Consider the following 19,498-nt stretch of genomic DNA (forward strand, 5'->3'; position numbering starts at 1 on the left):
CAGGACGCCTGCGAGGGTGGAGCGAAATTGATGCGGCATTGCCGCCAGTGCCGCGCCGACGCCGTGGGCATGCTGGGCGAGGATCGCGGCCAGGAGTTCACCCTCGACAAGCTGCCGGAGACGATCGAGGTCAATCCCGCCAAGCGCGAGGCCTATCGCCGCCAGATCGAGGCCAAGCGCGAGCTTGCGGCCTTCGCCCGCATGGCGGTGAAGCCCGCCGAAACCAGGCCGGGGCGCGTGCTGACCGTCGCGGTCGCCAGCAAGGGCGACGCGCTCATCAACCAGCATTTCGGCCATGCGAAAGAGTTCTTGATCTATCGCGCCGACGCCTTGGGCGTGAAATTTTTGGGCGCGCGGAAAATTGACGATCAGTATTGCCAGGGCGGGCTGGGCGAGGACTCCTCGCTGTCGCGGATCGTCGAGCTGATCCGGGATTGCGACGTGATGCTGTGCGCCAAGATCGGCGGCTGCCCGCGCGGCGAACTCAAGGCGGCCGGCATCGAGCCGAGCGACGCCTACGCCCATGAATACATCGCGCCGTCCATCGCCGCGCTTTACGCCGCGCGCTGCGCCGAGGCCGACGCCGACGCATGAAGTTCAAACCAAGGAGAGGAGCCTTGCGCGAGGAGACGCAGGCCCGCCGTGGTGGTGACAGGCGACTGAGATCCTGAAGCGCGCGCGGTCATGGCGACGCGTGAACTCGTGACCTATCGGGCGCTAGAAATCGTCGGCGCCTGTCACGGCGACATTCACCGCGGATTGGGCCGGCCACTGATCCCGCCTCCGCCCTGCGGGTCGACGCCCCGCGCTATCGACCCCGGTCGAGGCGAAACCGAAATCCAAAAGAGCGCGCGAATGGCGAAACGGGCGCCGCAGCAAACGGCGCCCGTTTGGATCAGGCAAGCGCGGCGCGCACGGCCTCAGCGAGCGGCGTGGTCGGGCGACCGATCAGCGCGGAGAGCTGGCGCGCGTCGTCAAAAAGGGCGCCGCGCGAGGCGTCGATGTCCCAGGCGGCGAGCAGGTCCGGCAGGGGCGCCGGCAAGCCGGCCTGCTTGAGAACGGCGGCATAGGCGTCCCGCGGCAAATTCGTGTAGGGAATGTCGCGGCCGCTTTGCCGACCGATCTCGGCGGCGAGGTCCGAAAGCGTCACCGCCGCGTCGCCGGCCAGTTCGTAAATCTGGCCAGGCTGGCCCGCGCCAGTCAGAATGGCGACCGCCGCTTCGGCGTAATCCGCGCGCGTGGCGAGTGACAGGCGGCCATCGCCCGCGCTGCCGACCAGCGCGCCATGAGCGAGCGCCGCGGGGACCCCCATGGTGTAATTCTCCGCGTACCAACCGTTGCGCAGAATCACGAAGGGAATGCCGGAGGCGGTGAGGTCGGCTTCCGTCGCCCGATGCTCTTCGGCGAGGCTGAGCGGCGAATGATCGGCATGGAGCAGGCTGGTATAGACGAGAAGCCGCACGCCTGCCGCTTTGGCGGCCGCGATCACGTTGCGGTGCTGGGCGACGCGCTGGCCGATTTCGCTCGACGAGATCAGCAACAGAGTCGTTACGCCCGCGAGTGCGGCCGCCTGGCTTTCCGGTATGGAATAATCGAAGGCGCGGGCCTCAACGCCGAGGTCGGCGGCCTTTTCCGGCGACCGGACCAGCGCAATGATTTTTGTCGTGGGCGCCTTGGCCTTGAGGGCGGCGACGACAAGGCGTCCGAGTTGTCCGGTGGCCCCTGTGATGGCGATGCTCATGAAAAAGTCTCCCTGGCGATTAATCGAAGCGGAAAGCGGAGAGCGCGGTGTTCAGGACGTCGGCGCCGTAGATGCGCGCGCCGGAATTTTCCGAGGCGCCGGCGGCGACCATCAGCGGCAGCAGGTGCTCCTCGCGGGGATGGGCGAACCGGCCCGAGGGCGCCTCGCTCCAGCGTTCCAGTTCTTTTGCGCGGGCGGCGCCGTCGAGCTGGACGCTCTCGGTCAGCCAGCGGTCGAACGCGTGCGACGGCGCCGTGGCGCGCGGATCGCCATAGGCCCGCATGTTGTGAAAACTCATGCCCGAACACAGGATCAGCACGCCCTCGTCGCGCAACGGCGCCAGCGCCCGCCCCGCCGCCAGATGCAGCGCCGGATCGAGCCTGCGGTCGAGCGACATTTCGACCACGGGAATATCAGCGTCCGGGAAGGCGACTTTTAGCGGAACGAAGACGCCATGGTCCCAACCGCGCTGGGGGTCAATGCGCGCGGCAAACCCCTGCGCGCCGAGCAGGCTTGCCGCGCGGGCGGCGAGATCGGGCGCGCCGGGGGCGTCGTAGCGAAGCTGGTAGGTGTGAGGGGGAAAGCCGTAATAGTCGAAGATCAGCTCCGGCCTTTCCGCGCCGGAAAAGGCGAAGCCGTCAGTTTCCCAATGGCCGGACACCATGAGGATGGCCTTGGGCCGCGCGGGCAAGGCCGCCGGAACGCCGCGCAGGAACGCGGCCATGCCGGTCCAGACGCCCTGCGGATCGTCCATGAAGAAGCACGGCCCGCCGCCGTGGGGGATGTAATAGGTGGGAAGGCTCATGGCTTGTCTCGGGTGGAGATGTGTCGTGATTGAGATATAGCTTTCCTGCCGAGAAACGATAATACATGCGCTATTGGTTTCACCTCATACTCACGGTAGGAAATGGCGGACCGACTCACGGCGATGGAGGTTTTTGTTCGCGCGCTCAGGTTGGGCGGCCTATCGGCGGCGGCGCGCGAATTGCGCATGTCGCCGGCCATGGCCGCCAAGCATCTCGATGCGCTGGAAGCCCGGCTCGGGACGACGCTGGTCCGGCGCACCACGCGAAAACTGTCGCTCACCGAGGCCGGCGCCGACTATCTCGACAAGGCCGAGCGCATCCTGGCCGAGATCGCCGAGGCCGAAGCCGACGCCTCGTCGCGCTCGCTCGCCATCGAAGGCGTGTTGCGCGTGAGCGCGCCGGCGACCTTCGGGGTGCTGCACATCGCCCCGCTCGCTCCGCTGTTTCACGAGCGCCATCCGAACGTAATCCTCGAATTCGGCTTCAGCGACCGCTATGTCGATCTGCTGGACGAGCGTTGGGACATGGCGATCCGCATCGGCCGTCTCGCCGACTCGAGCCTCGTCGCACGGAAACTCGCGCCGATGCGCGCCGTCGTCTGCGCGTCGCCGAACTATCTCGCTCGGCGGGGAACGCCAAAATTGCTGTCCGACCTCATCGCGCACGACTGCCTCGGCTATACGTTGGCGGAACAGGCGGGGCCGTCGAGCTGGCGTTTTGGCCTCGACGGCGAGATCAAGGCGCCCGTGCGCGGCTGGCTGCGCGCCAACAATGGCGAAGCCCTTTTGCGCGCCGCCATGGCGGGACAGGGCTTGGTCTATGGGCCGCGCTACATCGCGGCCGAGGCGCTCGCGGCGGGATCGCTGGTCGAATTGACGCTCGACCAGCCGCCGACGCCCGTCGGCGCCGTCCACGCGCTCACCCACCCCGACCGCCGTCCCGCGGCCAAGACGCGCGCGTGGATCGAATTTTTGGCGGAGACGCTGTCAGGTCTGGCGGCAGACTGGTAGCAGGCGGCGCGGAATATCCGTGAATGACAGATATCACCTCATGCAAGCGTCGCGACCCCATATTCACGGGCCGCGCCGCCGCATTGTCTTCCATTGAAAAAACTCTGTTCTGAGACCGGCACGATCGCCGCGGCGGCCATTTTGACACGAAAGCGTCGTCGCCAGCGACGCGGCGGCGCTTCACAGCGGCTTCAAGCGCTTCGATGGATATTGAACGGCCTATTCCTCGTCGACGTGGTCGGGCCAGATTTGGGCGCCGTGGAGCACACGAAGCATGCGGACTGTGTCGATCGAGACAGCATATACCGCGATGAACGGGGTGCGCGGAATAACGAGTTCGCGGGTCCCCGCGACGCGGCCGGGCCGGCCGCTTTCGGGAAAATCGAGCAACCGGCGCGTGGCGAGCGCGATTTGTTCGTCGACGTGAACCGCCGCCCTCGGGCTATCGGCGTCGATATGGCTGAAGATTCCTTCGCGGTCCTCGATGGCTGCGAGCGCCCATACCAGCCTCACCTTTCGCCCCGGCCCGCTTTACGTAGCGACGCCGCGCGCCGCTCAGCAAACCGAGCTTCAACTTCAGCGTCGTCGACATCGGGCCGCGTGTCCTCGAGCGCCTGTTGAACTTTTGCACGGAACCAGGCGTCATGAGCGTCGCTGCTCGTGACGAGTTCGAGCGGGAGGGCGCCCTCATTCGCCGTGCGTGTCAGCAGGATCCGGACGGCGTCCGACAGCGTGAGGCCCATATTCTCAAGGACCGCGGCGGCGCGCTGCTTCACGTCGGCGTCAATCCGGGTCTGAACCAAAGCACTCGCAGCCATCGCAGCGCCCCCCTCTCGACGTCAATGTAATGCGATTGAATGACAATTTCCAGCGGCGGGGTCGTTCGTTCTCAACCGGGCTGGGCCGCAACGCGAGGCGAAGCTCCTCTTCATTGCGCTGGCGGACGATCCGCCCGCCGACGCCTGGCCAAACTGCAGGGGACCGGCGGCGCTGACGGTCTGAAAAGGGGTGACCGGTGAGCCGCGCCGCTACCTCCCATGGGTCCTGAACAATTAAGCCGATACCGGAGCGGCCGGGGTGTGGCGCTGCGCCTCGGAGTTCAGGGGCTGGGCCTCCCCTCCATCAGCGGACATTCCCGCCCTCCGTAATTACCGCAACCCGCGTTCAGCTACACTCCTCGACGCAGCGCGCGGCATCGCTAAAGCCTTGGAATACGTAGGCAATGTCGGCCGCGCCTTATCTCGGATGGGAGCAAGCGCTCGAAATCCGGGCGTCAAGTGAATTTGACATTAAAATTCGTCCATGTATTGTGACTCCAGCGATGCAATGGCGAACCCACTTAGAGTTCGCAAAAGCTCCCGCCGCCTTGTCACAGGCAACGTGCAAGTTTGCACGAAAAAACAGTGGCGCATTTTGAGGGGTCTACAATGGCTGATGTAAAGGGTCTGACGGGCTTGACCGCCGAAGAATCCGAAGAGCTCCACAAGCACGTCATCGACGGCACCCGCGTGTTCTTCGTGATCGCGATCTTCGCGCACGTTCTCGCGTTCGCTTTCTCCCCCTGGCTGCATTGAGGAACTTCTGACATGAATCAAGGCAAGATTTGGACTGTTGTCAACCCGAGCGTTGGCCTGCCGCTGCTGCTCGGCTCCGTGACCGTTATCGCCATCCTCGTCCACGCGGCTGTGCTCTCGCACACCACCTGGTTCCCGGGCTACTGGCAGGGCGGCCTGAAGAAGGCTGCCGCGATCGAGACCACGATCCTCGGCTGATCTGGCGATCTTAGCATGTGATCGCCCTCCATCACGCGGCGCGTCCACCGCCGCGCATATGGATCGATCAAGCATGTGAAGCTGAATATGGACGGCCGGCATCCTAAGCGATGCCGGCCGTTTGGCGTTATCACTCCGCGCCCCGGCGTTGAGGTTGGCGAGCGGCCCGACATTGCGATACGGCAGAAAAAAGATCGCCCTGCTTCAGGCTCGCCTTATCGGATTCCAATCGGCCTGAGCGGCCCGCCCGTAAACATCCTGGACCCGCGCGAAACACGCAGAACGCCATACAGCTCAACCCGGCCAGCTCACGCAATCCCAGAGCGGCCAGAGGCGCGATGGACGTGGAAACGGCGACGAAGGGAACGGGCAAACGTTCGATCTCGGCGACGTGCGTCTGCGCGAGCGGAACGGCGGCGCGCATTTCGCGCGCGTCGGAGTGGCGCCAGCGCAGCTCTACGCCAATGATTTCCTGTTCGGATGACGATGTCTCGCCGCCTCTTGCCCGGAGGCGGCGATTTTTTGGCGCGTCAGCCCCACATGTGATGGAAGTGATGTCCGCCATCAAAGTGGGGCATGGCGTCGGCGACATGATGCGGACCGCCGTGGCTGTGCGCGGCTCCGGCCCCGCCGGCGTCTCCACCAGGAGCCGCTCCAGCGTCCGCTCCGCCAGCGGCTCCTCCGGCGACGGCGACGGTCGTGGGGACAACCGCGCCCTTCGCGCTGGTCAGGTCGAAGGCTGTCGCTGTCGGCGCCTTGGTCATGTTCAGCGCATCCGCGATCGTCCGCGCGTCTGTGTTGTAGTCTCCGTTGTTTAGGGGAATGCTGTTGCCAGCCACGTCGGCGGCATTGTCGTGCATCTGCTGGGCGGCGGCGTCGACCAGCTCCTTGTCGCCGGTTCTCAAACCCTTGATCATCATGTCGACTTCTGCGCCGAGCGTGCTCTTGGCGCCCAGCAGTTCGTTGTCGAAGCGTCCCGCGAAAATGCCGCCCTGCGCCGCGTCAAAGTTGGTGACGTTTTTTTCGAACGTGTGCAGTTGATGGAGCAGGGCGTTGATCGCGGCCTTGTCGCCCGTTCCGACGAGAGCGGACGCGGCGTCGCCGAGGGCGTTCGAACCTGCGACGAAGCCGGCCCAGAAATTGGTCTGCTCGGCGTTGTCCTGATATCTCGGCGTGTCCGTGGCGGAAGCGGGCGACGCCGCCCAGCCGTCGGCGCCATTGGCGTGCGCCAGGGCGGCGAGCGCATCGTCGCCATGAACGATGTCGATGATGTCCAGCAGGGTGTCAGCCGGGCCGCGCGCGGAAACCGTCGTGGCGCCGGCCTGGTTGTTGTACTGCTTCTCCAGCGAGAGCTGATCGATAATCGCCTGCGTGTGCACCAGCGCCAAGCCGTGAAAATCCTGCGGATCGTTGGCGATCAACTGCTTCAGGTCGTTCTGAATCGCAGTGATTTCCCTATTGACGCCGCCCGCTTCCGTGGCGTTCACGCCGCCGAAGGATTTGGCGACGACATCGTTGAACAGGTTTCCGATGTCCGCGAAGGTCGCGTGAGGCGCCGTCGCGGGATCGAAGTTCTGCACCGTGGGAACCTGCGTCACGCCCGCCGCGCTCAGCGTGGGGCTGTTGGCGACCTGGGCCAGGATATCCATATGCGCCGCCTGCAACGCCGTTTGCGCGTCAACCACGCCGCCGGCGTTGCCGATCGTGTTCGGCGCCGCCGCGAGCGCATTGCCGATATCGGTGACAATCTGCATTGAAGCCGCGTCGGTCTGGCCGGTCAATTGCTTCTGGATGGCTGTCAGGTCGGCGCTGTATTTGGCGAGCGACCCGGGCCCTTGGGCGCCTTCGTCCGCGGTTTGCGACCACAGACCGCCGTAAAGCGCGCGCGAGGCGTCGTTCAGGCTCATCGCGAACGTGGCAAGATCCAGGTTCGTTGCAGGCGCGGGGTTCGTTGCCATTTATGCGGTCTCTCCAGGTTCATTCGTCGTTACGCGCGGCGCCCGGCGCCGTTGAACGCGGCTCTGTATTGGCTTGCTCTATTCATTTCTATTACAAAGGCGCGACACATCGCTTTCGTAATGCGTCTCACATAAAGCCGTCTTCCAACTTGAATCACTCTACAAGATCACCTCCATTGCTGAGGCCGCCGCGATGTCTGGGGTTGCGTCGCGGATACCTTCAGCGCGGCCTCTGGATGAGATAAATCAATGATAAATTAGCCAAAATAACGGCTCGATTTCACGCATTGCGGCTATTTCCCGTCCTGAGCGCGGCTGTCGCGCAGCGGTATTCCTTCAATGATGGGGATCGCGGCGCAAGCAACGCCAAGACACTAATCGCCGAATAGATCGACTGATCAGCTGACGCCGCCGAGTTCGCGCGACACACCTGTCTTCGCCGGGGGACAGGTCGGCGCCATTGTCGAACTGATCCGCAGCGTCGCCCAGCCGACCAATCTGATGAAGCTGATGGCGCCTGCGGCGGGAATGCGATGTGCGGCGCGCGAAGCGACCATTGCGGCGGCGACGCTGGCGCGGCCCGACGTGGCGATGTCGACGCTGGGTGGGCTCGGCGAGCGTGCGTCAAGTGTATTCAGCGGACAACCCCACGCGCCCGACGCCGGCGCGCGGGAAAATCACTCAGCGGCGGTCGCCAGCGCGACGCTCTGGCGACGCGCAAGATAACGCAGGCATTGCTGCTCGCGGTCATAGCCGAGCAGCGCGCCGAGCATGAAATCCTCCTCCGGCGTCAGCAAATTGAGCGGCCGCGTCGCCAGCGCGCGCGCCACATCGACGAAGGCGGCCCGGCCGAAAAACAGATTGGCCTTGGCGGGGCAGACATTTTGCACGAAATGATCCACCCCGAGCCTTTGCAGCCGCTCGACGGCGCTGGTCAGTTCGCCATGAGTCAATGTCATCAGGAACAGAGCGCGGACTCCGCGTCCATATTCATAGACATGGTGATTGAGCAGTCGCAGGAACGCGTTGCCTTCCAGCGCGCAAGCCGGCGCGAACGGCTGCGCTTCGATAACTTTCGTGATCAGAGCAATTGGTTCAGCCATGCCGTGACTCTTTTCTCGGTCATTCCGGATTGGGTGTCGAGATCGAGGGCGAGGCCGACGAACCGGCCGTCGCGTTCGGCCGTGGACTCGATGTAGTCGAAACCGGCGGTGTCGGTGAAGCCGACGACATGGGCGCCCAAAGCCGAAACCTCGTCGTAGAGAATGCCCATCGCGTCGAGGAAAGAGGTGGGATAGTTCTGCTGGTCGCCCGTGCCGAACAAGGCGATCTTCTTGCCTTTGAGATTGGCGCCGCGCAGCTTGCCGATATTGTCTTCCCAATCCGTTTGCAGGGTTCCGTCGCCATAGGTAGGCGATCCCAGCACCAACAAGTCGCAATTCTCGAAGTCGGCGACCCCCGCCTTTTTAATATCAATGGTCCGCCCCTGGCATTTTGCGGCGATTTTAGCGGCGACGCCGCGGGTTGCGCCGCCGTCGGAACCAAAAATGATGTTGATCTTCATTTAGTCTCCTCATTTTATTAGCGTTTAATAACGCGCGCATAAGTATGCGCGCGACAACGTCGCCGTAAATTAGATTTATCATGGGCGTAAGAACCGCATATGGTCGAAGAATCTTCGACGAATACGGTTGGGCGTTCCGTCACGCAAGAATCGCCAACTCATGTTCATCGCGCAAATGAAAACCAATAAATTAGAACGGTTCTACATTGTGGCGTTGTGCGTCTTGACGCGCGCTTCGAGCGGGCGCGACGCGACCGACGGCGGCGGAGCATCCCCCGCAAATCAGCAGGGGAAGTGAATCACGCCGCCCGCATCGCGGCAACGGTCGAGTTCTTCAACACAATCGGCTCATTTGAGCCCTACCCAGTTGTGTCGGGGGACTTCTCGTCGTGAGCCGAAACCTGCCGGACGCCGTGCAATCCGGTTCGATGATGCCCGACTGCTTAATGCCCGGTGAGCGTTTCTCGCGAAGGATGCCACGGCCTTCGTCAATGATGTGCTGGCGGTGATCTTCCAAGTCTATTCCTGAAGACCAACGGTTCAAGCATCGTAACGCCTGGAATATAGCATCACGTTGGGGCCGCGAGAATGATGCTCCGAATAAGATGTAAATATGATTTCGCCGATGCTCGCGATTCCTGATCTATAAATGAACGATAATGCACAAAGCTACACGTCTACGCTCGCGCGGAGAGTGTCCAGATACGCGCAGAACATGTCGGCTAGAGCGCGCGCACGGGCGTCGATGGCGGCAGGTGCATATTCGCCTTCAGAGATCTGCTTTCCGACCGCTTCCATCGCCGTCATCATGACATCGGCCGCGACGATGCGCACGGATTGCGGGGTGTGCGGGAGCGCCTCACGCATGAAGGCGCGCACCGTCCGCGTGACCGCCAGACGAAGCCGGCGGGCTTCTGGCGCATCGCGATAAAGCCGTTCCGCGTCGTCCAACGCGGCGCGCATTCCGGCTTCCTCGCATTCGGAACGGATGAATTCGTGAACGGCCGCGCGCAGCCGCTCCAACGGCGGGAGCGTCGCGTCCGCGATGATGCCGCCCAGGAGCCCGCCGGTCTCTTTCCATTCATCGGCCTGAAGGCGGAACAGGATCGCCTCCTTGTTCGGAAAATATTGGTAGAGCGATCCGACGCTGACGCCCGCCTCGACGGCGACGCGGGCCGCCGTGAAGCGGCGAACGCCCTCGCGGGCCAAAACGCGACCCGCCGCTGTCAATATCGCCGCGACGACCTGCCGGGAGCGTTCTTGTTTCGGCTGCTTTCGCGCGGAAATGCGGGGTGTTGGACGGATGGTCACGGACAGCCTCCGGAACGCGAATTGATAACGCGACTATCTATTCGTATTATTCGATCAACGCAAGGCGGCGCCGACAAGGTCATCATCAGCCGTCGCCCCGCCCCGAATGAGGTTAACAATGAGCAGCGAGACGAATGAAGCGCACACAGTACCCGCATCGCAGGCCGATGGACGGCTGACCCGAACCCTGGTCCGCTGGTTGATGAGACCGGCAGTGATCGCCTCCGTTGACGAGTTGTCGGATCGTTTTCGTTTGATAAGCTTCGAGGGCGAGGGATTGCGCGCAGCAGCCTGGCGGCCCGGACAGAAAATCCAGGTCAAAGTCGGCGGAGGGCTCACCGCCCGCACCTATACGCCGATATCGTGGGACGCCGCCGCCGGCGCCGCCTCCATCCTCGTCTGGCTGCGCGGTGAGGGGCCAGGGAGCGCGTGGGTCCGATCCCTGACACCTGGGCAGGCATGCCAGTTTCGGGGTCCGCGCGCCTCCCTCGACATCGCGGACCTGAAACCGCCCTTCGTGCTCTTTGGCGACGAGACCTCGTTCGGCCTGGCGTCATCCGTCGCCGGCCTTCGTCCCCAAGACGCCACGAGCGCGTTCCTGTTCGAGGTAACATCGGCGGACGAATGCGCGCCGGTGCTCGAACGGCTTGGCGTCGAGGCTGCCCTCATCGAGCGCCGCGCCGGAGACGCCCATCTGGCGGCGATCGAGACGCAGATCGAGCGCCATGCCGGCGCGGCTGATGTGCGTTTCGTCCTGACTGGAAAAGCGCAGTCCATCCAGCGGGTCAGCCGCGCACTCAAGGCCGCCGGCGTCGGTTCGGCCCGCATCCTCGCCAAAGCCTACTGGGCGCCAGGCAAAGCCGGTCTGGACTGATCCGTCCAGCCTCACGGCGGGCCGCGCGCCGTCGTGAAATGCTCCGCAAATCTGCCGCCGGGAGCGGGCTTCGTGGATGAGTCGGGCGGCGGCGCCCTTCACGCAATCAAACTCGGAGACAACCTCATGTCGACCCTTTCAACCGCCCGCGTTTCAACGCTGCTCGATCGCCTGTTCACCGACGCCGACGCCACGATGGCGGCAGTGCTGCCCAGCGTCATGCAAATCCCCGCCGATGAGCGGGCGGCAGTCATGTCGAGCAAGACGAACTATCGCGAATTATACGCGACGCTGAAGGATGCGCATCTAGCCGTCTCCCGCGAGACCGGAGCGCTCCTCTATATGCTCGCGCGTTCGACTGGCGCGCGCGACATCGTCGAGTTCGGGACCTCGTTTGGCCTTTCCACCCTCCACCTGGCGGCCGCGCTTCGCGACAATGGCGGCGGACGGCTGATCACCAGCGAATTCGAGCCGTCCAAGGTGGCGCGCGCGCGTGAGAATTTCGTGGCCGGCGGACTTGCCGACCTGATCGAAATCCGGGAAGGCGACGCGCTGGAGACGCTGGCGCGCGACCTCCCTCCCCAGATCGATCTTTTGTTGCTGGACGGCGCCAAGGGCCTCTATTCGGACGTACTGGCGCTGGTCGAGGACCGCCTGCGGCCTGGTGCCTTCATCCTCGCCGATAATGCCGATTGGAGCCCGGAATATTTGGCGCGCGTCCGCTCGCCCGAACACGGCTATATGTCAACGCAGGTCTCTGGCGACGTGGAGTTGTCGATGAGGATCAGCTAAACGCGGCGCCGCCGACTGATTCAGGCTCTTGCACAAATCGGAATGTCGTGTTGGCTGGCGCGTGCTCCGGAATCGGGCGGAGCAACGCCGTTCAACCTGCGCTAACCCGCACGCTTCCATTCATAGCTTTTTCATCAAAAGCCAAGCCTTGCTCAATCAAGGCTTGGCCGGTGTCAAAGTCACGCGAAAATCTCCGCGCACGTCTGCAATGCGGACGTGACGGTCATCGCGCCAAAGGTCGCGGGCTTCATCAGCGCGGTCGCGATCGAGGACAATCAGAGCGTGCGCGCCGGCGATCTCCTGATCCGGATCGACGACCGCGATTTCCGCGCCGCGCTCGACAGCGCCGGGGCGATGGTCGCCGCGCAAAAAGCGTCGCTGGCCAATCTCGACGCGACGCGCAAACTCCAGGAGGCGCTGGTCGATCAGGCGGCGGCGGACATAAGCGCCGCCGAGGCCGAGGTGGCGCGCACGCGGTTTGACTATGATCGCTACGACAGATTGTCCGCCGCGCAATTCGCGTCAAAACAGCGCTTCCAGCAAGCCGACGCCGACCACAAGAAGGCCCTCGCCGCCGGCAGCAGGGCCCGCGCCGCGCTCAACGCCGCCCGGCGGCAGATCGCGGTGATCGAGACGCAAAAGGCTCAGGCCGGGGCCGCGCTTGATCAGGCGCTGGCCCAGCAAAAAATCGCCGCGCTGAATCTGTCCTATACCGAAATTCGCGCGCCGATTGACGGCATTGTCGGCAACCGGGCGGCGCGCGCCGGCGCCTATGCCCCGGTCGGCGCGGCGCTGATTTCGCTCGTGCCCGCCAGCGGCCTCTGGGTCGACGCCAATTTCAAGGAAAGCCAGCTCGCGCATATGCGCGGCGGCCAGAGGGCGACGATCATCGCCGATGTCGCGCCGGGCGAGATCGCGGCGGCGACCATCGGCGCCATCGCCTCGCTGGCGCCAACCCTGGGGCCAACCGTCGGCGGCTGGATCACCGACAGTTTTTCCTGGCGCTGGCTGTTCTTCGTCAATCTTCCGCCGGGCCTGTTCATCGCGGTTGTCGTGCCGTTGATGTTGCGCATTGACAAGCCGAACGTGAGCCTGATCCGCAGCGCCGATTATCTTGGCATTGTGCTGATGGCGCTCTTCCTCGGCTGCCTCGAATATACGTTGGAGGAAGGCCCGCGCTGGGGCTGGTAGACGAAACCATTTTGACGACAGCCTGGATTTCTGGCTTGGCCGGCGTCGGCTTTGTCTGGCGCAGCCTGACCTTCGCCAATCCGGTGGTCGATCTCACCGCGTTGAAAAGCCGAAATTTCGCGCTGGGCTGCTTCTTCTCCTTCATCACCGGCGTCGGCATTTTCGCCACCATCTATCTGACGCCGCTTTTTCTGGGCCGCGTGCGCGGCTTCAGCGCGCTGCAAATCGGCGCCGCCGTTTTCACCACGGGCGTGTTTCAGATTCTGGCGATTCCATTTTACGCCTTTTGCGCCAAACGGATCGACCTGCGCTGGCTGTTGATGTTCGGGCTGGGGCTGTTCGGCTTGAGCATGTGGGCCTTCACCCCGATCACCCATGACTGGAGCTGGCGCGAATTGCTGTTTCCGCAGGCTTTGCGCGGCGTCGCGCAACAATTCGCCGTGCCGCCAACGGTGACTTTGACGCTTGGCGGCCTGCCGCCAACCAAGCTGAAACTTGCGTCGGGCCTGTTCAATCTCATGCGCAATCTCGGCGGCGCCATCGGCATCGCCGCCTGCGGGACCATTCTGAACGACCGGACCAATCTGCACTTTCTGTGCCTCGCCGAGCATCTCAACGCGACCAATGCCGCGATGGTCGAACGGTTGCGCGCCGTCGCGGCGCGGGGCGATTTGGTGTTCGGCAATCCCGCGCAGGGCCAGGCCGGCGCCCTCAAGGACTTATGGTCGCTGACTTACCGCGAAGCGCAGGTGATGGCCTATGCCGACGCCTTCACCCTCATCGGCCTGTGCTTTGCGGTGGCGACCGCCATGGTCCTGCTAATGCGCAGGGTCGGGCCGCCGAAAAGCGCGCGCGCCGAGGCGCATTGATCCAATTTGGCCCGAGCGACTTTGCCGCCGCGCCCCTGCAACAGGAATTTGCGAATGGATATGAAAAACCAGTTGTTTGGCCTGGTCCCGCAAGAGGTCGCCGTTGGAATGAGCGGACTCGAATTTCTGCGGGGCATTCTTGAGGGTCGATATCCCGCCCCGCCCTTTGCCGAGGTCGCCGACGTCTGGCCGGTCAGCGTGGAAAAGGGGCGGCTGGTGTTTGAAGCCAGGCCTTCATCGCGATTCTACAATCCCATGGGCCTGGTGCATGGCGGTTGGCTGGCGCTGCTGCTCGACACGGCCATGGGGTGCGCCGTGCATTCGGCTCTTGAAGCCGGAAAGGCCTATGCGACCACCGACCTCCGGACAACCTATGTCAAGCCGGTGCGCGAAGCCACGGGGCGCCTGCGTTGCGAGGCCACGCTGCTTCATATCAGCGGGCGCACCGCCTCGGCGGAAGGCAAGATTCTCGACGCCCGCGGCGCTCTGATCGCGCATGGGTCGGAGACTTGCCAAATTTTCCCGATCGCCAAAGGCGGCAAGGAAAACTGAACGCAAAATCTTTCCAAGGAGACATGATCATGGCGACCCGCGACATCGTTCTGTGCAGCCCCGTTCGCACCGCGATCGGCGCCTTCAACGGCGCGCTGAAAAACATCCCCGCGCCCGCGCTCGGGGCGACCGTCGTGCGCGAGACCTTGAAGCGCTCCGGCCTCGACCCGGCGGCGATTGGCGGCGTGATCATGGGCAATGTCATCCAGGCGGGCAACCGGATGAACCCGGCGCGACAGGCGGCGATCAGCGGCGGGGTTCCGGTTGAGGTTCCAGCGTTGACGGTCAATCGCGTCTGCGGGTCCGGCGCGCAGGCCATTGTCAGCGCGGCGCAACAGATTCTCGCCGGCGAAGTCGACGCGGCCATCGCCGGCGGCATGGAGAACATGGCCCGCGCGCCCTATCTGATGGACGGCGCGCGCTGGGGCTATCGCATGGGACCAGCGGAAATCCAGGATTCCCTGCTTCGCGACGGTCTCAACGACGCCTTTTCCGGCGAACATTCCGGCTGGCATACGGAAGATCTGGTCACCCACGCGCGACTCACCCGCGAGGACCAGGACCGCTTTGCCGCGCGCTCGCAGCAGCGTTTCAGCGCGGCCCAGCAGGCGGGCAAATTCACCGCCGAAATTGTCGCGGTGGAATTGCCGGGCAAGAAGGGCGTTGAAACCTTCGCCGTCGATGAAGCGCCGAGGCCGAATACCACATTTGAGGCGCTGGCCAAGCTTCGCCCGGCCTTTCGGGAAAACGGGACCATTACGGCGGGCAACGCGCCCGGCTTGAACAGCGGCGCCGCCGCGCTGATCGTGGCCGACCGCGCCTTCGCCGAGGCCAGACATTTGCCGGCGCTGGCGCGACTGGCCGGCTATGGCGTCGGCGCCGTCGAGCCCGGCATGTTTGGCCTTGGGCCGGTTCCCGCTATTCACAAGGCGCTGGCGCGCGCGGGCTGGACGCTCGGCGATGTCGAGCGTTTCGAGATCAACGAGGCCTTCGCCGCCGCGCCGCTGGCCGTCGCGCGCGAACTGGGGATAGATGAGAATATCATCAATGTCGAAGGCGGCGCCATCGCCCACGGCCACGCCATTGGCGCCACCGGCGCCGTCCTGACGACGCGCCTGCTCCATTCGCTGCAACGCGACGGTTTTGGGCGCGGCATTGTGGCGCTTTGCATCGGCGGCGGACAGGGCATCGCCCTCGCGCTCGAAATGCTCTGAAGCATCAATGCAGATCGCCCGGGGCGGATCATCACGCGGGGATAATCTTCAAGGGACGCGTCCCGATCTCCGCGCCGGTGGTTGCGTCGATGACGACCGGGCGAATTTCCTCGCCCGTTTCCGCGTCGGCGAACCTGTTCAGAGGCGTTGCGCCGTGATGCCGCCGCGCCCAGGCGCCGATCATCACCAGCACCGGCAGGAAATCGCGTCCCGCCTCGGTCAGGAGATATTCGTCGCGCGGCGGGCGCTCCGAATATTGACGCTTTTGCAGCAGTCCCGCCTCGGTGAGCGTGGCCAAGCGTTTGGTCAGGATGGTCGGCGCTATGCCGAGGCTCTTGCGAAACTGGTCGAAGCGCGTCAACCCCTGGCTGGCGTCGCGAAGGATCAGCAAGCTCCAGGCGTCGCCAATGCGCGCGACGCCATGCGCGACCGGGCAGAATTCATTCAACACGACCGTCAGTCCATATTAAAAGGTATCGAAACGATAGTAACAGGTTTCCGGCAAATAGCCACAGACCGGACATTCAGGCCTGCGCGCCGCCAGCTTAAATGCTGGCATGATGCAAGGGACGGATTTAAAATAGCGCCATGAAGCGAAAAACCATCGGCAATATGCAATGTCCGGTCGCCCGCAGCCTGGAGCGCGTCGGCGACTGGTGGAACATTTTGTGTCCTTCGCGAGGCATTTTACGGCGTCAAACGTTTTGACGATTTCCAGACCAATCTGGGCATAGCGACCAATACGCTCACGCGACGGCTCAATGACATGGTCGACGGCGGTCTGTTGCAGCGCCAAGCCTACAGCGAAAAGCCGCCTCGGCATGAATATGTCCTGACCAATCTCGGCCGCAGTTTTCGTCCCGTCCTGCTCATGCTGGTCGCCTGGGGCAATGAGAATTTCGCGCCGGAGGGACGCAGCGTTGAACTGGTCGACCCCGTCACCGGCTTGCCGGTCGAGCCGGTTCTGGTCGACAAGGCGACAGGGCGCGCGCTCGCCGAGGGCGTCAAGGTCGTCGCCGGTCCGGCGGCTGAAGCGGCGCTCCGCCGCCGACTGGAACAACGCAAGACGCTGTGACCCGGCCAAGTCGCGCGCCTCACGCTCATAGCGGCGTTGGCGCCGAGGCCTGTTCGAGACTTCCCCCAGCCGGCGCGTTGCGGCGTTTGCCCGCCCATTTCCGGCACAGCACATAAAAGGCCGGCGTAAAGACCAGGCCGAACAGGGTGACGCCGATCATGCCGGAAAACACCGCCGTGCCCAGGGTCTGACGCAGTTCCGCGCCCGCGCCCGTCGCCCAGACCAGCGGGGCCGTGCCCAGGATGAAGGCGAGCGATGTCATCACGATCGGGCGCATTCTCAGGCGCGAGGCTTCGGCCGCCGCTGCGAAACGATCCCGACCCTGCTCTTCGAGCTGGCTGGCGAATTCGACGATCAGGATGGCGTTCTTGGCCGCGAGTCCAATCAGCACGACAAAACCGACCTGGGTCAGAATATTATTGTCCTGCCCGCGCAGGATGACGCCCGAGATGGCGGCGACCAGACTCATCGGCACGATCAGAATGACGGCAAGAGGCAAGGTCAGGCTCTCGAATTGCGCTGCGTCAGCTTGCCATCCACATTGGAGAATTCGGCGCGCGCGCGGATCGTGCCGGACTCCGCGTTGACGGCATTGTCGACAAAATCGGTGTGGCCGTCGCGGCTGAAGGTTTTTTCGTCGAGCAGTTTCAGCCGCACCGGAAGGTTGAGGCCACGATCTGGCGCATCGTCGCCGGGCGCGGCGCGCAGGTAACGCAGATAGGCGCCCTCGTCCATGGTGAATTCCAGCCGGATCGGATCGACGCTGGCTATGGTAGCCAACAAAGTCGCCGAGCCATTGGCGCCGCCGGTGACGAGGCCGCCGACCGACACGCGCCGGTCGCCAATGCGCCCGGTGAACGGGGCCTTCAATTGCGAGAATTCAAGATCGAGCTGCGCCTGACGCACGGCGGCCTCCTGAACGATCACGGCGGCGTCGGCGGCGCGCTTGGCCTGGAGGCGCTGATCGTAGCTTTGCTGCGTGATGGTCGCGCCGCGCACAAGCGCCTGGCTGCGTTGCAGATCGGCCTCGGCGAAAGCCCTGTTGGCTTGCGCCTGGGCCAGCGCGCCCTGGGCCTGGGCCAGCGCGGCCTGAAACGGGCGCGGATCGACTTGGAACAGCGGGTCGCCTTTGGCGACGAGTTGCCCGTCATTGAACTGGATCTGATCGAGATAGCCGGAGACCCGCGAGCGCACTTCGACAAATTCGTTGGCGACAAAGCGTCCGACATATTCGTCCGAGTCCGCGACCAGTTTCTTGAGCGGCTTGGCGACTGTCACCTGCGGCGGCGGCGGCGCGCTCGCAGCGTTCGAGGCTTTCGGATCGTCGCAACCCGCAAGCGGGAGGGCGATCAGGGCCAGCGCCGGCAGAAAGGCGAAACGACCGCGCGAGCGCGACGGTGAAACGGAAAGAATCATGCTTCGTTATCCCTTTGATTATATGCAGATGAAGCTGGATTCGAGGCGGTGGCGCCTGTCGACGCCGGACAGCGCTCCTTTGTCCGCTCCTCCGGTCGCGCGAACGCGGCGCCCGCGACGAGGCGCGCGCAAACCAGGCTGCCGACGCCCGCGAACGCGATGACCCATCCCATCGGCCAAGGCGTTCCATCGGCGAAAGCGCCCACGAGACCCGAGCCGGCGATGCCCGCGCCATATTGGATGGCCCCGACCAAAGCCGAGACCTCTCCGGCCTGATCCGGAAAATCCGCCATGGCCCCCGCGATGGAATTCGCCACGATGAAGCCGGCGACGGAGACAAACAGCACAAGCGGCGCGAACAGGCCCCAGAGCCCGCCCCAATCGGTGAAGGCCGTCAAGGCAAGCGCGAGGCCGGCGAGCGCGGCCGCCAGCGCTCCGCCCATGAGGATCCTGTCGATGCCAAATCGCAGGACCAGACGCGTGTTGAGGATATTTGTCACGACAATGCCGAGAATGCCGGCGCCGAACAGCAGGCCATAGGCTTCGGCGGGCACGTGATGATAGGTGATGAAGGCGAATGGCGTCCCGGCGATATAGGCGTACATGCCGGCATAGAAGAACGCGCCCGCTCCGGCGTAGCCGAGGATCTTGCGGTTCTTGAGCAGCTGGCCGTATCGACCGAAGGCGCCGCAGAGGGAGGCGGTCTGGCGCCGCGGCGCGGGCAAGGTTTCCGGCAGCGTGAACAGCGCCGCGAGCGTCACGAGGCCGACGCCGACCAGCCCCCAGAAAATGGCGCGCCAACCGGCGAAAACCTCGATCTCGCCGCCAAGGATCGGCCCCAGCAGCGGCGCGATCGCCATAATGGCGATCAGGGTTGAAAGCATCTGGGCCGCGCGCGGCCCCTCGTAAAGGTCGCGCACCATCGCCCGGGACAGCACGACGCTGGCGCAGGCGCCCAGCGCTTGCACGACGCGCCAGAAGATGATCGTCCAGACGCCCGCCGACAGCGCGCAGCCGGCGGATCCGATGATGAAGAGAACAAGCCCCGCCGCCACGGGAAGGCGGCGGCCATAACGATCGCTGACGGCGCCCCAGAACAATTGCCCGAAGCTGAAGCCGATCAGATAGGCCGAGATGGTGAAATCCACATCGCCGGCGTCGGCCTTTAGCGCGCGCGCCATCGCGGGCATGGCGGGCAGGTAGGTGTCGGTGGAGATCGAGGCGAACCCCATCAACGCGCTGAGGATGGCGAGCACGCGCCATTGGCTCGGCGCATGGTTGGGCGTTTCAATCGCGCGGTCATGCCTGGCCGCCTGGTTGTCGAGCATCTCGGCTCCGGCTCCCCGCTCGGCC

Annotated in this window: 23 protein-coding genes and 1 pseudogene; 11 read left to right on the forward strand and 13 right to left on the reverse strand. The window is 64.3% G+C overall.

The window, feature by feature from the left end; translation table 11 throughout:
* On the forward strand, positions 1 to 594 hold a 594-nt coding region (locus tag CFB24_RS18865; RefSeq protein WP_276328282.1), incomplete at its 5' end, for a NifB/NifX family molybdenum-iron cluster-binding protein.
* Positions 595 to 895: 301 nt separating this feature from the next.
* On the opposite strand, the gene CFB24_RS18870 is transcribed toward CFB24_RS18865, so the two are convergent.
* Both CFB24_RS18870 and CFB24_RS18875 read right to left on the reverse strand, forming a co-directional pair.
* A complete protein-coding gene (locus CFB24_RS18870) occupies positions 896 to 1,741 on the reverse strand; it encodes an SDR family oxidoreductase (RefSeq protein WP_088522197.1) in 846 nt (281 codons plus the stop codon).
* Between the two features lie 19 nt (positions 1,742 to 1,760).
* A complete protein-coding gene (locus tag CFB24_RS18875; protein WP_088522198.1) occupies positions 1,761 to 2,546 on the reverse strand; it encodes a DODA-type extradiol aromatic ring-opening family dioxygenase in 786 nt (261 codons plus the stop codon).
* Between the two features lie 102 nt (positions 2,547 to 2,648).
* Here CFB24_RS18875 and CFB24_RS18880 point away from each other — a divergent pair, with 102 nt between their 5' ends.
* Positions 2,649 to 3,557 (forward strand): LysR family transcriptional regulator, encoded by a 909-nt coding sequence (locus CFB24_RS18880; protein ID WP_088522199.1) that lies wholly within the window; start codon positions 2,649 to 2,651, stop codon positions 3,555 to 3,557.
* A gap of 219 nt (positions 3,558 to 3,776) precedes the next feature.
* Here CFB24_RS18880 and CFB24_RS18885 read toward each other — a convergent pair whose 3' ends face one another.
* On the reverse strand, positions 3,777 to 4,070 hold the full coding sequence (locus CFB24_RS18885; RefSeq protein ID WP_088522200.1) for a type II toxin-antitoxin system RelE/ParE family toxin: 294 nt from the start codon (positions 4,068 to 4,070) through the stop codon (positions 3,777 to 3,779).
* Positions 4,067 to 4,375: a type II toxin-antitoxin system RelB/DinJ family antitoxin gene (locus tag CFB24_RS18890; RefSeq protein ID WP_088522201.1), complete on the reverse strand. Its 309-nt coding sequence runs from the start codon at positions 4,373 to 4,375 to the stop codon at positions 4,067 to 4,069. Before CFB24_RS18890 ends, CFB24_RS18885 begins: the two co-directional genes overlap by 4 nt.
* A gap of 609 nt (positions 4,376 to 4,984) precedes the next feature.
* Between CFB24_RS18890 and pufB the strand changes: the two genes are divergently transcribed.
* Both pufB and pufA read left to right on the forward strand, forming a co-directional pair.
* On the forward strand, positions 4,985 to 5,131 hold the full coding sequence (gene pufB / locus CFB24_RS18895; RefSeq protein ID WP_088522202.1) for a light-harvesting antenna LH1, beta subunit: 147 nt from the start codon (positions 4,985 to 4,987) through the stop codon (positions 5,129 to 5,131).
* Between the two features lie 12 nt (positions 5,132 to 5,143).
* The gene (gene pufA / locus CFB24_RS18900; RefSeq protein WP_088522203.1) at positions 5,144 to 5,329 is read left to right on the forward strand and encodes a light-harvesting protein; all 186 of its coding nucleotides are present in this window, start codon (positions 5,144 to 5,146) and stop codon (positions 5,327 to 5,329) included.
* 130 nt (positions 5,330 to 5,459) lie between these two features.
* Here pufA and CFB24_RS22705 read toward each other — a convergent pair whose 3' ends face one another.
* The 5 genes from CFB24_RS22705 to CFB24_RS18920 all read right to left on the reverse strand — a co-directional run bounded on the left by CFB24_RS22705 (position 5,460) and on the right by CFB24_RS18920 (position 10,162).
* Entirely contained in the window at positions 5,460 to 5,894 is a 435-nt protein-coding gene (locus CFB24_RS22705) for a hypothetical protein (protein WP_141098509.1), read from the reverse strand.
* Positions 5,860 to 7,236, reverse strand: coding sequence for a hypothetical protein (locus CFB24_RS18905; RefSeq protein WP_088522204.1), 1,377 nt, complete (start codon positions 7,234 to 7,236; stop codon positions 5,860 to 5,862). Before CFB24_RS18905 ends, CFB24_RS22705 begins: the two co-directional genes overlap by 35 nt.
* Before the next feature lie 728 nt (positions 7,237 to 7,964).
* On the reverse strand, positions 7,965 to 8,390 hold the full coding sequence (locus tag CFB24_RS18910) for a DUF2023 family protein (protein ID WP_088522205.1): 426 nt from the start codon (positions 8,388 to 8,390) through the stop codon (positions 7,965 to 7,967).
* Positions 8,369 to 8,851: a flavodoxin FldA gene (gene fldA, locus CFB24_RS18915; RefSeq protein ID WP_088522206.1), complete on the reverse strand. Its 483-nt coding sequence runs from the start codon at positions 8,849 to 8,851 to the stop codon at positions 8,369 to 8,371. The genes CFB24_RS18910 and fldA overlap by 22 nt, the downstream gene beginning before the upstream one ends.
* 669 nt (positions 8,852 to 9,520) lie before the next feature.
* Positions 9,521 to 10,162 (reverse strand): TetR/AcrR family transcriptional regulator, encoded by a 642-nt coding sequence (locus CFB24_RS18920; RefSeq protein WP_088522207.1) that lies wholly within the window; start codon positions 10,160 to 10,162, stop codon positions 9,521 to 9,523.
* Positions 10,163 to 10,280: 118 nt separating this feature from the next.
* Here CFB24_RS18920 and CFB24_RS18925 point away from each other — a divergent pair, with 118 nt between their 5' ends.
* The 6 genes from CFB24_RS18925 to CFB24_RS18950 all read left to right on the forward strand — a co-directional run bounded on the left by CFB24_RS18925 (position 10,281) and on the right by CFB24_RS18950 (position 15,654).
* Positions 10,281 to 11,036 carry a siderophore-interacting protein gene (locus CFB24_RS18925; RefSeq protein ID WP_088522244.1) on the forward strand — a complete coding sequence of 252 codons (756 nt, stop codon included), beginning with the start codon at positions 10,281 to 10,283 and terminating at the stop codon, positions 11,034 to 11,036.
* A 126-nt stretch (positions 11,037 to 11,162) separates the two neighbouring features.
* On the forward strand, positions 11,163 to 11,828 hold the full coding sequence (locus CFB24_RS18930; RefSeq protein ID WP_088522245.1) for an O-methyltransferase: 666 nt from the start codon (positions 11,163 to 11,165) through the stop codon (positions 11,826 to 11,828).
* Positions 11,829 to 12,044: 216 nt separating this feature from the next.
* A complete protein-coding gene (locus CFB24_RS23960) occupies positions 12,045 to 13,019 on the forward strand; it encodes an HlyD family secretion protein (protein ID WP_206605494.1) in 975 nt (324 codons plus the stop codon).
* Positions 13,020 to 13,030: 11 nt separating this feature from the next.
* A complete protein-coding gene (locus tag CFB24_RS23965) occupies positions 13,031 to 13,888 on the forward strand; it encodes an MFS transporter (RefSeq protein ID WP_158255291.1) in 858 nt (285 codons plus the stop codon).
* A gap of 54 nt (positions 13,889 to 13,942) precedes the next feature.
* A complete protein-coding gene (locus tag CFB24_RS18945) occupies positions 13,943 to 14,440 on the forward strand; it encodes a PaaI family thioesterase (RefSeq protein WP_088522210.1) in 498 nt (165 codons plus the stop codon).
* A 29-nt stretch (positions 14,441 to 14,469) separates the two neighbouring features.
* Complete coding sequence (locus CFB24_RS18950) at positions 14,470 to 15,654, forward strand: thiolase family protein (RefSeq protein WP_088522246.1); 1,185 nt, start codon at positions 14,470 to 14,472, stop codon at positions 15,652 to 15,654.
* A gap of 31 nt (positions 15,655 to 15,685) precedes the next feature.
* Here CFB24_RS18950 and CFB24_RS18955 read toward each other — a convergent pair whose 3' ends face one another.
* On the reverse strand, positions 15,686 to 16,105 hold the full coding sequence (locus CFB24_RS18955; RefSeq protein ID WP_425332109.1) for a winged helix-turn-helix transcriptional regulator: 420 nt from the start codon (positions 16,103 to 16,105) through the stop codon (positions 15,686 to 15,688).
* A gap of 273 nt (positions 16,106 to 16,378) precedes the next feature.
* Here CFB24_RS18955 and CFB24_RS18960 point away from each other — a divergent pair, with 273 nt between their 5' ends.
* Positions 16,379 to 16,729, forward strand: a complete 351-nt coding sequence (locus CFB24_RS18960; protein ID WP_244593285.1) for a winged helix-turn-helix transcriptional regulator — start codon at positions 16,379 to 16,381, stop codon at positions 16,727 to 16,729.
* Between the two features lie 25 nt (positions 16,730 to 16,754).
* Here the strand turns inward: CFB24_RS18960 and CFB24_RS18965 are convergent.
* The 3 genes and pseudogenes from CFB24_RS18965 to CFB24_RS18975 form a co-directional block, all read right to left on the reverse strand.
* Positions 16,755 to 17,252: pseudogene (locus CFB24_RS18965) on the reverse strand (efflux RND transporter permease subunit); the annotation flags it as partial.
* Entirely contained in the window at positions 17,231 to 18,145 is a 915-nt protein-coding gene (locus tag CFB24_RS18970) for an efflux RND transporter periplasmic adaptor subunit (protein WP_088522212.1), read from the reverse strand. The gene CFB24_RS18970 and the pseudogene CFB24_RS18965, both read right to left, overlap by 22 nt.
* On the reverse strand, positions 18,142 to 19,473 hold the full coding sequence (locus CFB24_RS18975; RefSeq protein WP_088522247.1) for a multidrug effflux MFS transporter: 1,332 nt from the start codon (positions 19,471 to 19,473) through the stop codon (positions 18,142 to 18,144). Before CFB24_RS18975 ends, CFB24_RS18970 begins: the two co-directional genes overlap by 4 nt.
* Positions 19,474 to 19,498 lie beyond the last annotated feature (25 nt).

The organism is Rhodoblastus acidophilus, assembly GCF_900187365.1.
Classification (GTDB): domain Bacteria; phylum Pseudomonadota; class Alphaproteobacteria; order Rhizobiales; family Beijerinckiaceae; genus Rhodoblastus; species Rhodoblastus acidophilus.

Coding starts and splice junctions, on each gene's coding strand:
- CFB24_RS18870 (WP_088522197.1), bottom strand. CDS start 1,741: ATGAGCATCGCCATCACAGGGGCCACCGGACAACTCGGACGCCTTGTC.
- CFB24_RS18875 (WP_088522198.1), bottom strand. CDS start 2,546: ATGAGCCTTCCCACCTATTACATCCCCCACGGCGGCGGGCCGTGCTTC.
- CFB24_RS18880 (WP_088522199.1), top strand. CDS start 2,649: ATGGCGGACCGACTCACGGCGATGGAGGTTTTTGTTCGCGCGCTCAGG.
- CFB24_RS18890 (WP_088522201.1), bottom strand. CDS start 4,375: ATGGCTGCGAGTGCTTTGGTTCAGACCCGGATTGACGCCGACGTGAAG.
- pufB (WP_088522202.1), top strand. CDS start 4,985: ATGGCTGATGTAAAGGGTCTGACGGGCTTGACCGCCGAAGAATCCGAA.
- pufA (WP_088522203.1), top strand. CDS start 5,144: ATGAATCAAGGCAAGATTTGGACTGTTGTCAACCCGAGCGTTGGCCTG.
- CFB24_RS22705 (WP_141098509.1), bottom strand. CDS start 5,894: ATGGCGGACATCACTTCCATCACATGTGGGGCTGACGCGCCAAAAAAT.
- CFB24_RS18905 (WP_088522204.1), bottom strand. CDS start 7,236: ATGAGCCTGAACGACGCCTCGCGCGCGCTTTACGGCGGTCTGTGGTCG.
- CFB24_RS18910 (WP_088522205.1), bottom strand. CDS start 8,390: ATGGCTGAACCAATTGCTCTGATCACGAAAGTTATCGAAGCGCAGCCG.
- fldA (WP_088522206.1), bottom strand. CDS start 8,851: ATGAAGATCAACATCATTTTTGGTTCCGACGGCGGCGCAACCCGCGGC.
- CFB24_RS18925 (WP_088522244.1), top strand. CDS start 10,281: ATGAGCAGCGAGACGAATGAAGCGCACACAGTACCCGCATCGCAGGCC.
- CFB24_RS18930 (WP_088522245.1), top strand. CDS start 11,163: ATGTCGACCCTTTCAACCGCCCGCGTTTCAACGCTGCTCGATCGCCTG.
- CFB24_RS18945 (WP_088522210.1), top strand. CDS start 13,943: ATGGATATGAAAAACCAGTTGTTTGGCCTGGTCCCGCAAGAGGTCGCC.
- CFB24_RS18950 (WP_088522246.1), top strand. CDS start 14,470: ATGGCGACCCGCGACATCGTTCTGTGCAGCCCCGTTCGCACCGCGATC.
- CFB24_RS18970 (WP_088522212.1), bottom strand. CDS start 18,145: ATGATTCTTTCCGTTTCACCGTCGCGCTCGCGCGGTCGTTTCGCCTTT.
- CFB24_RS18975 (WP_088522247.1), bottom strand. CDS start 19,473: ATGCTCGACAACCAGGCGGCCAGGCATGACCGCGCGATTGAAACGCCC.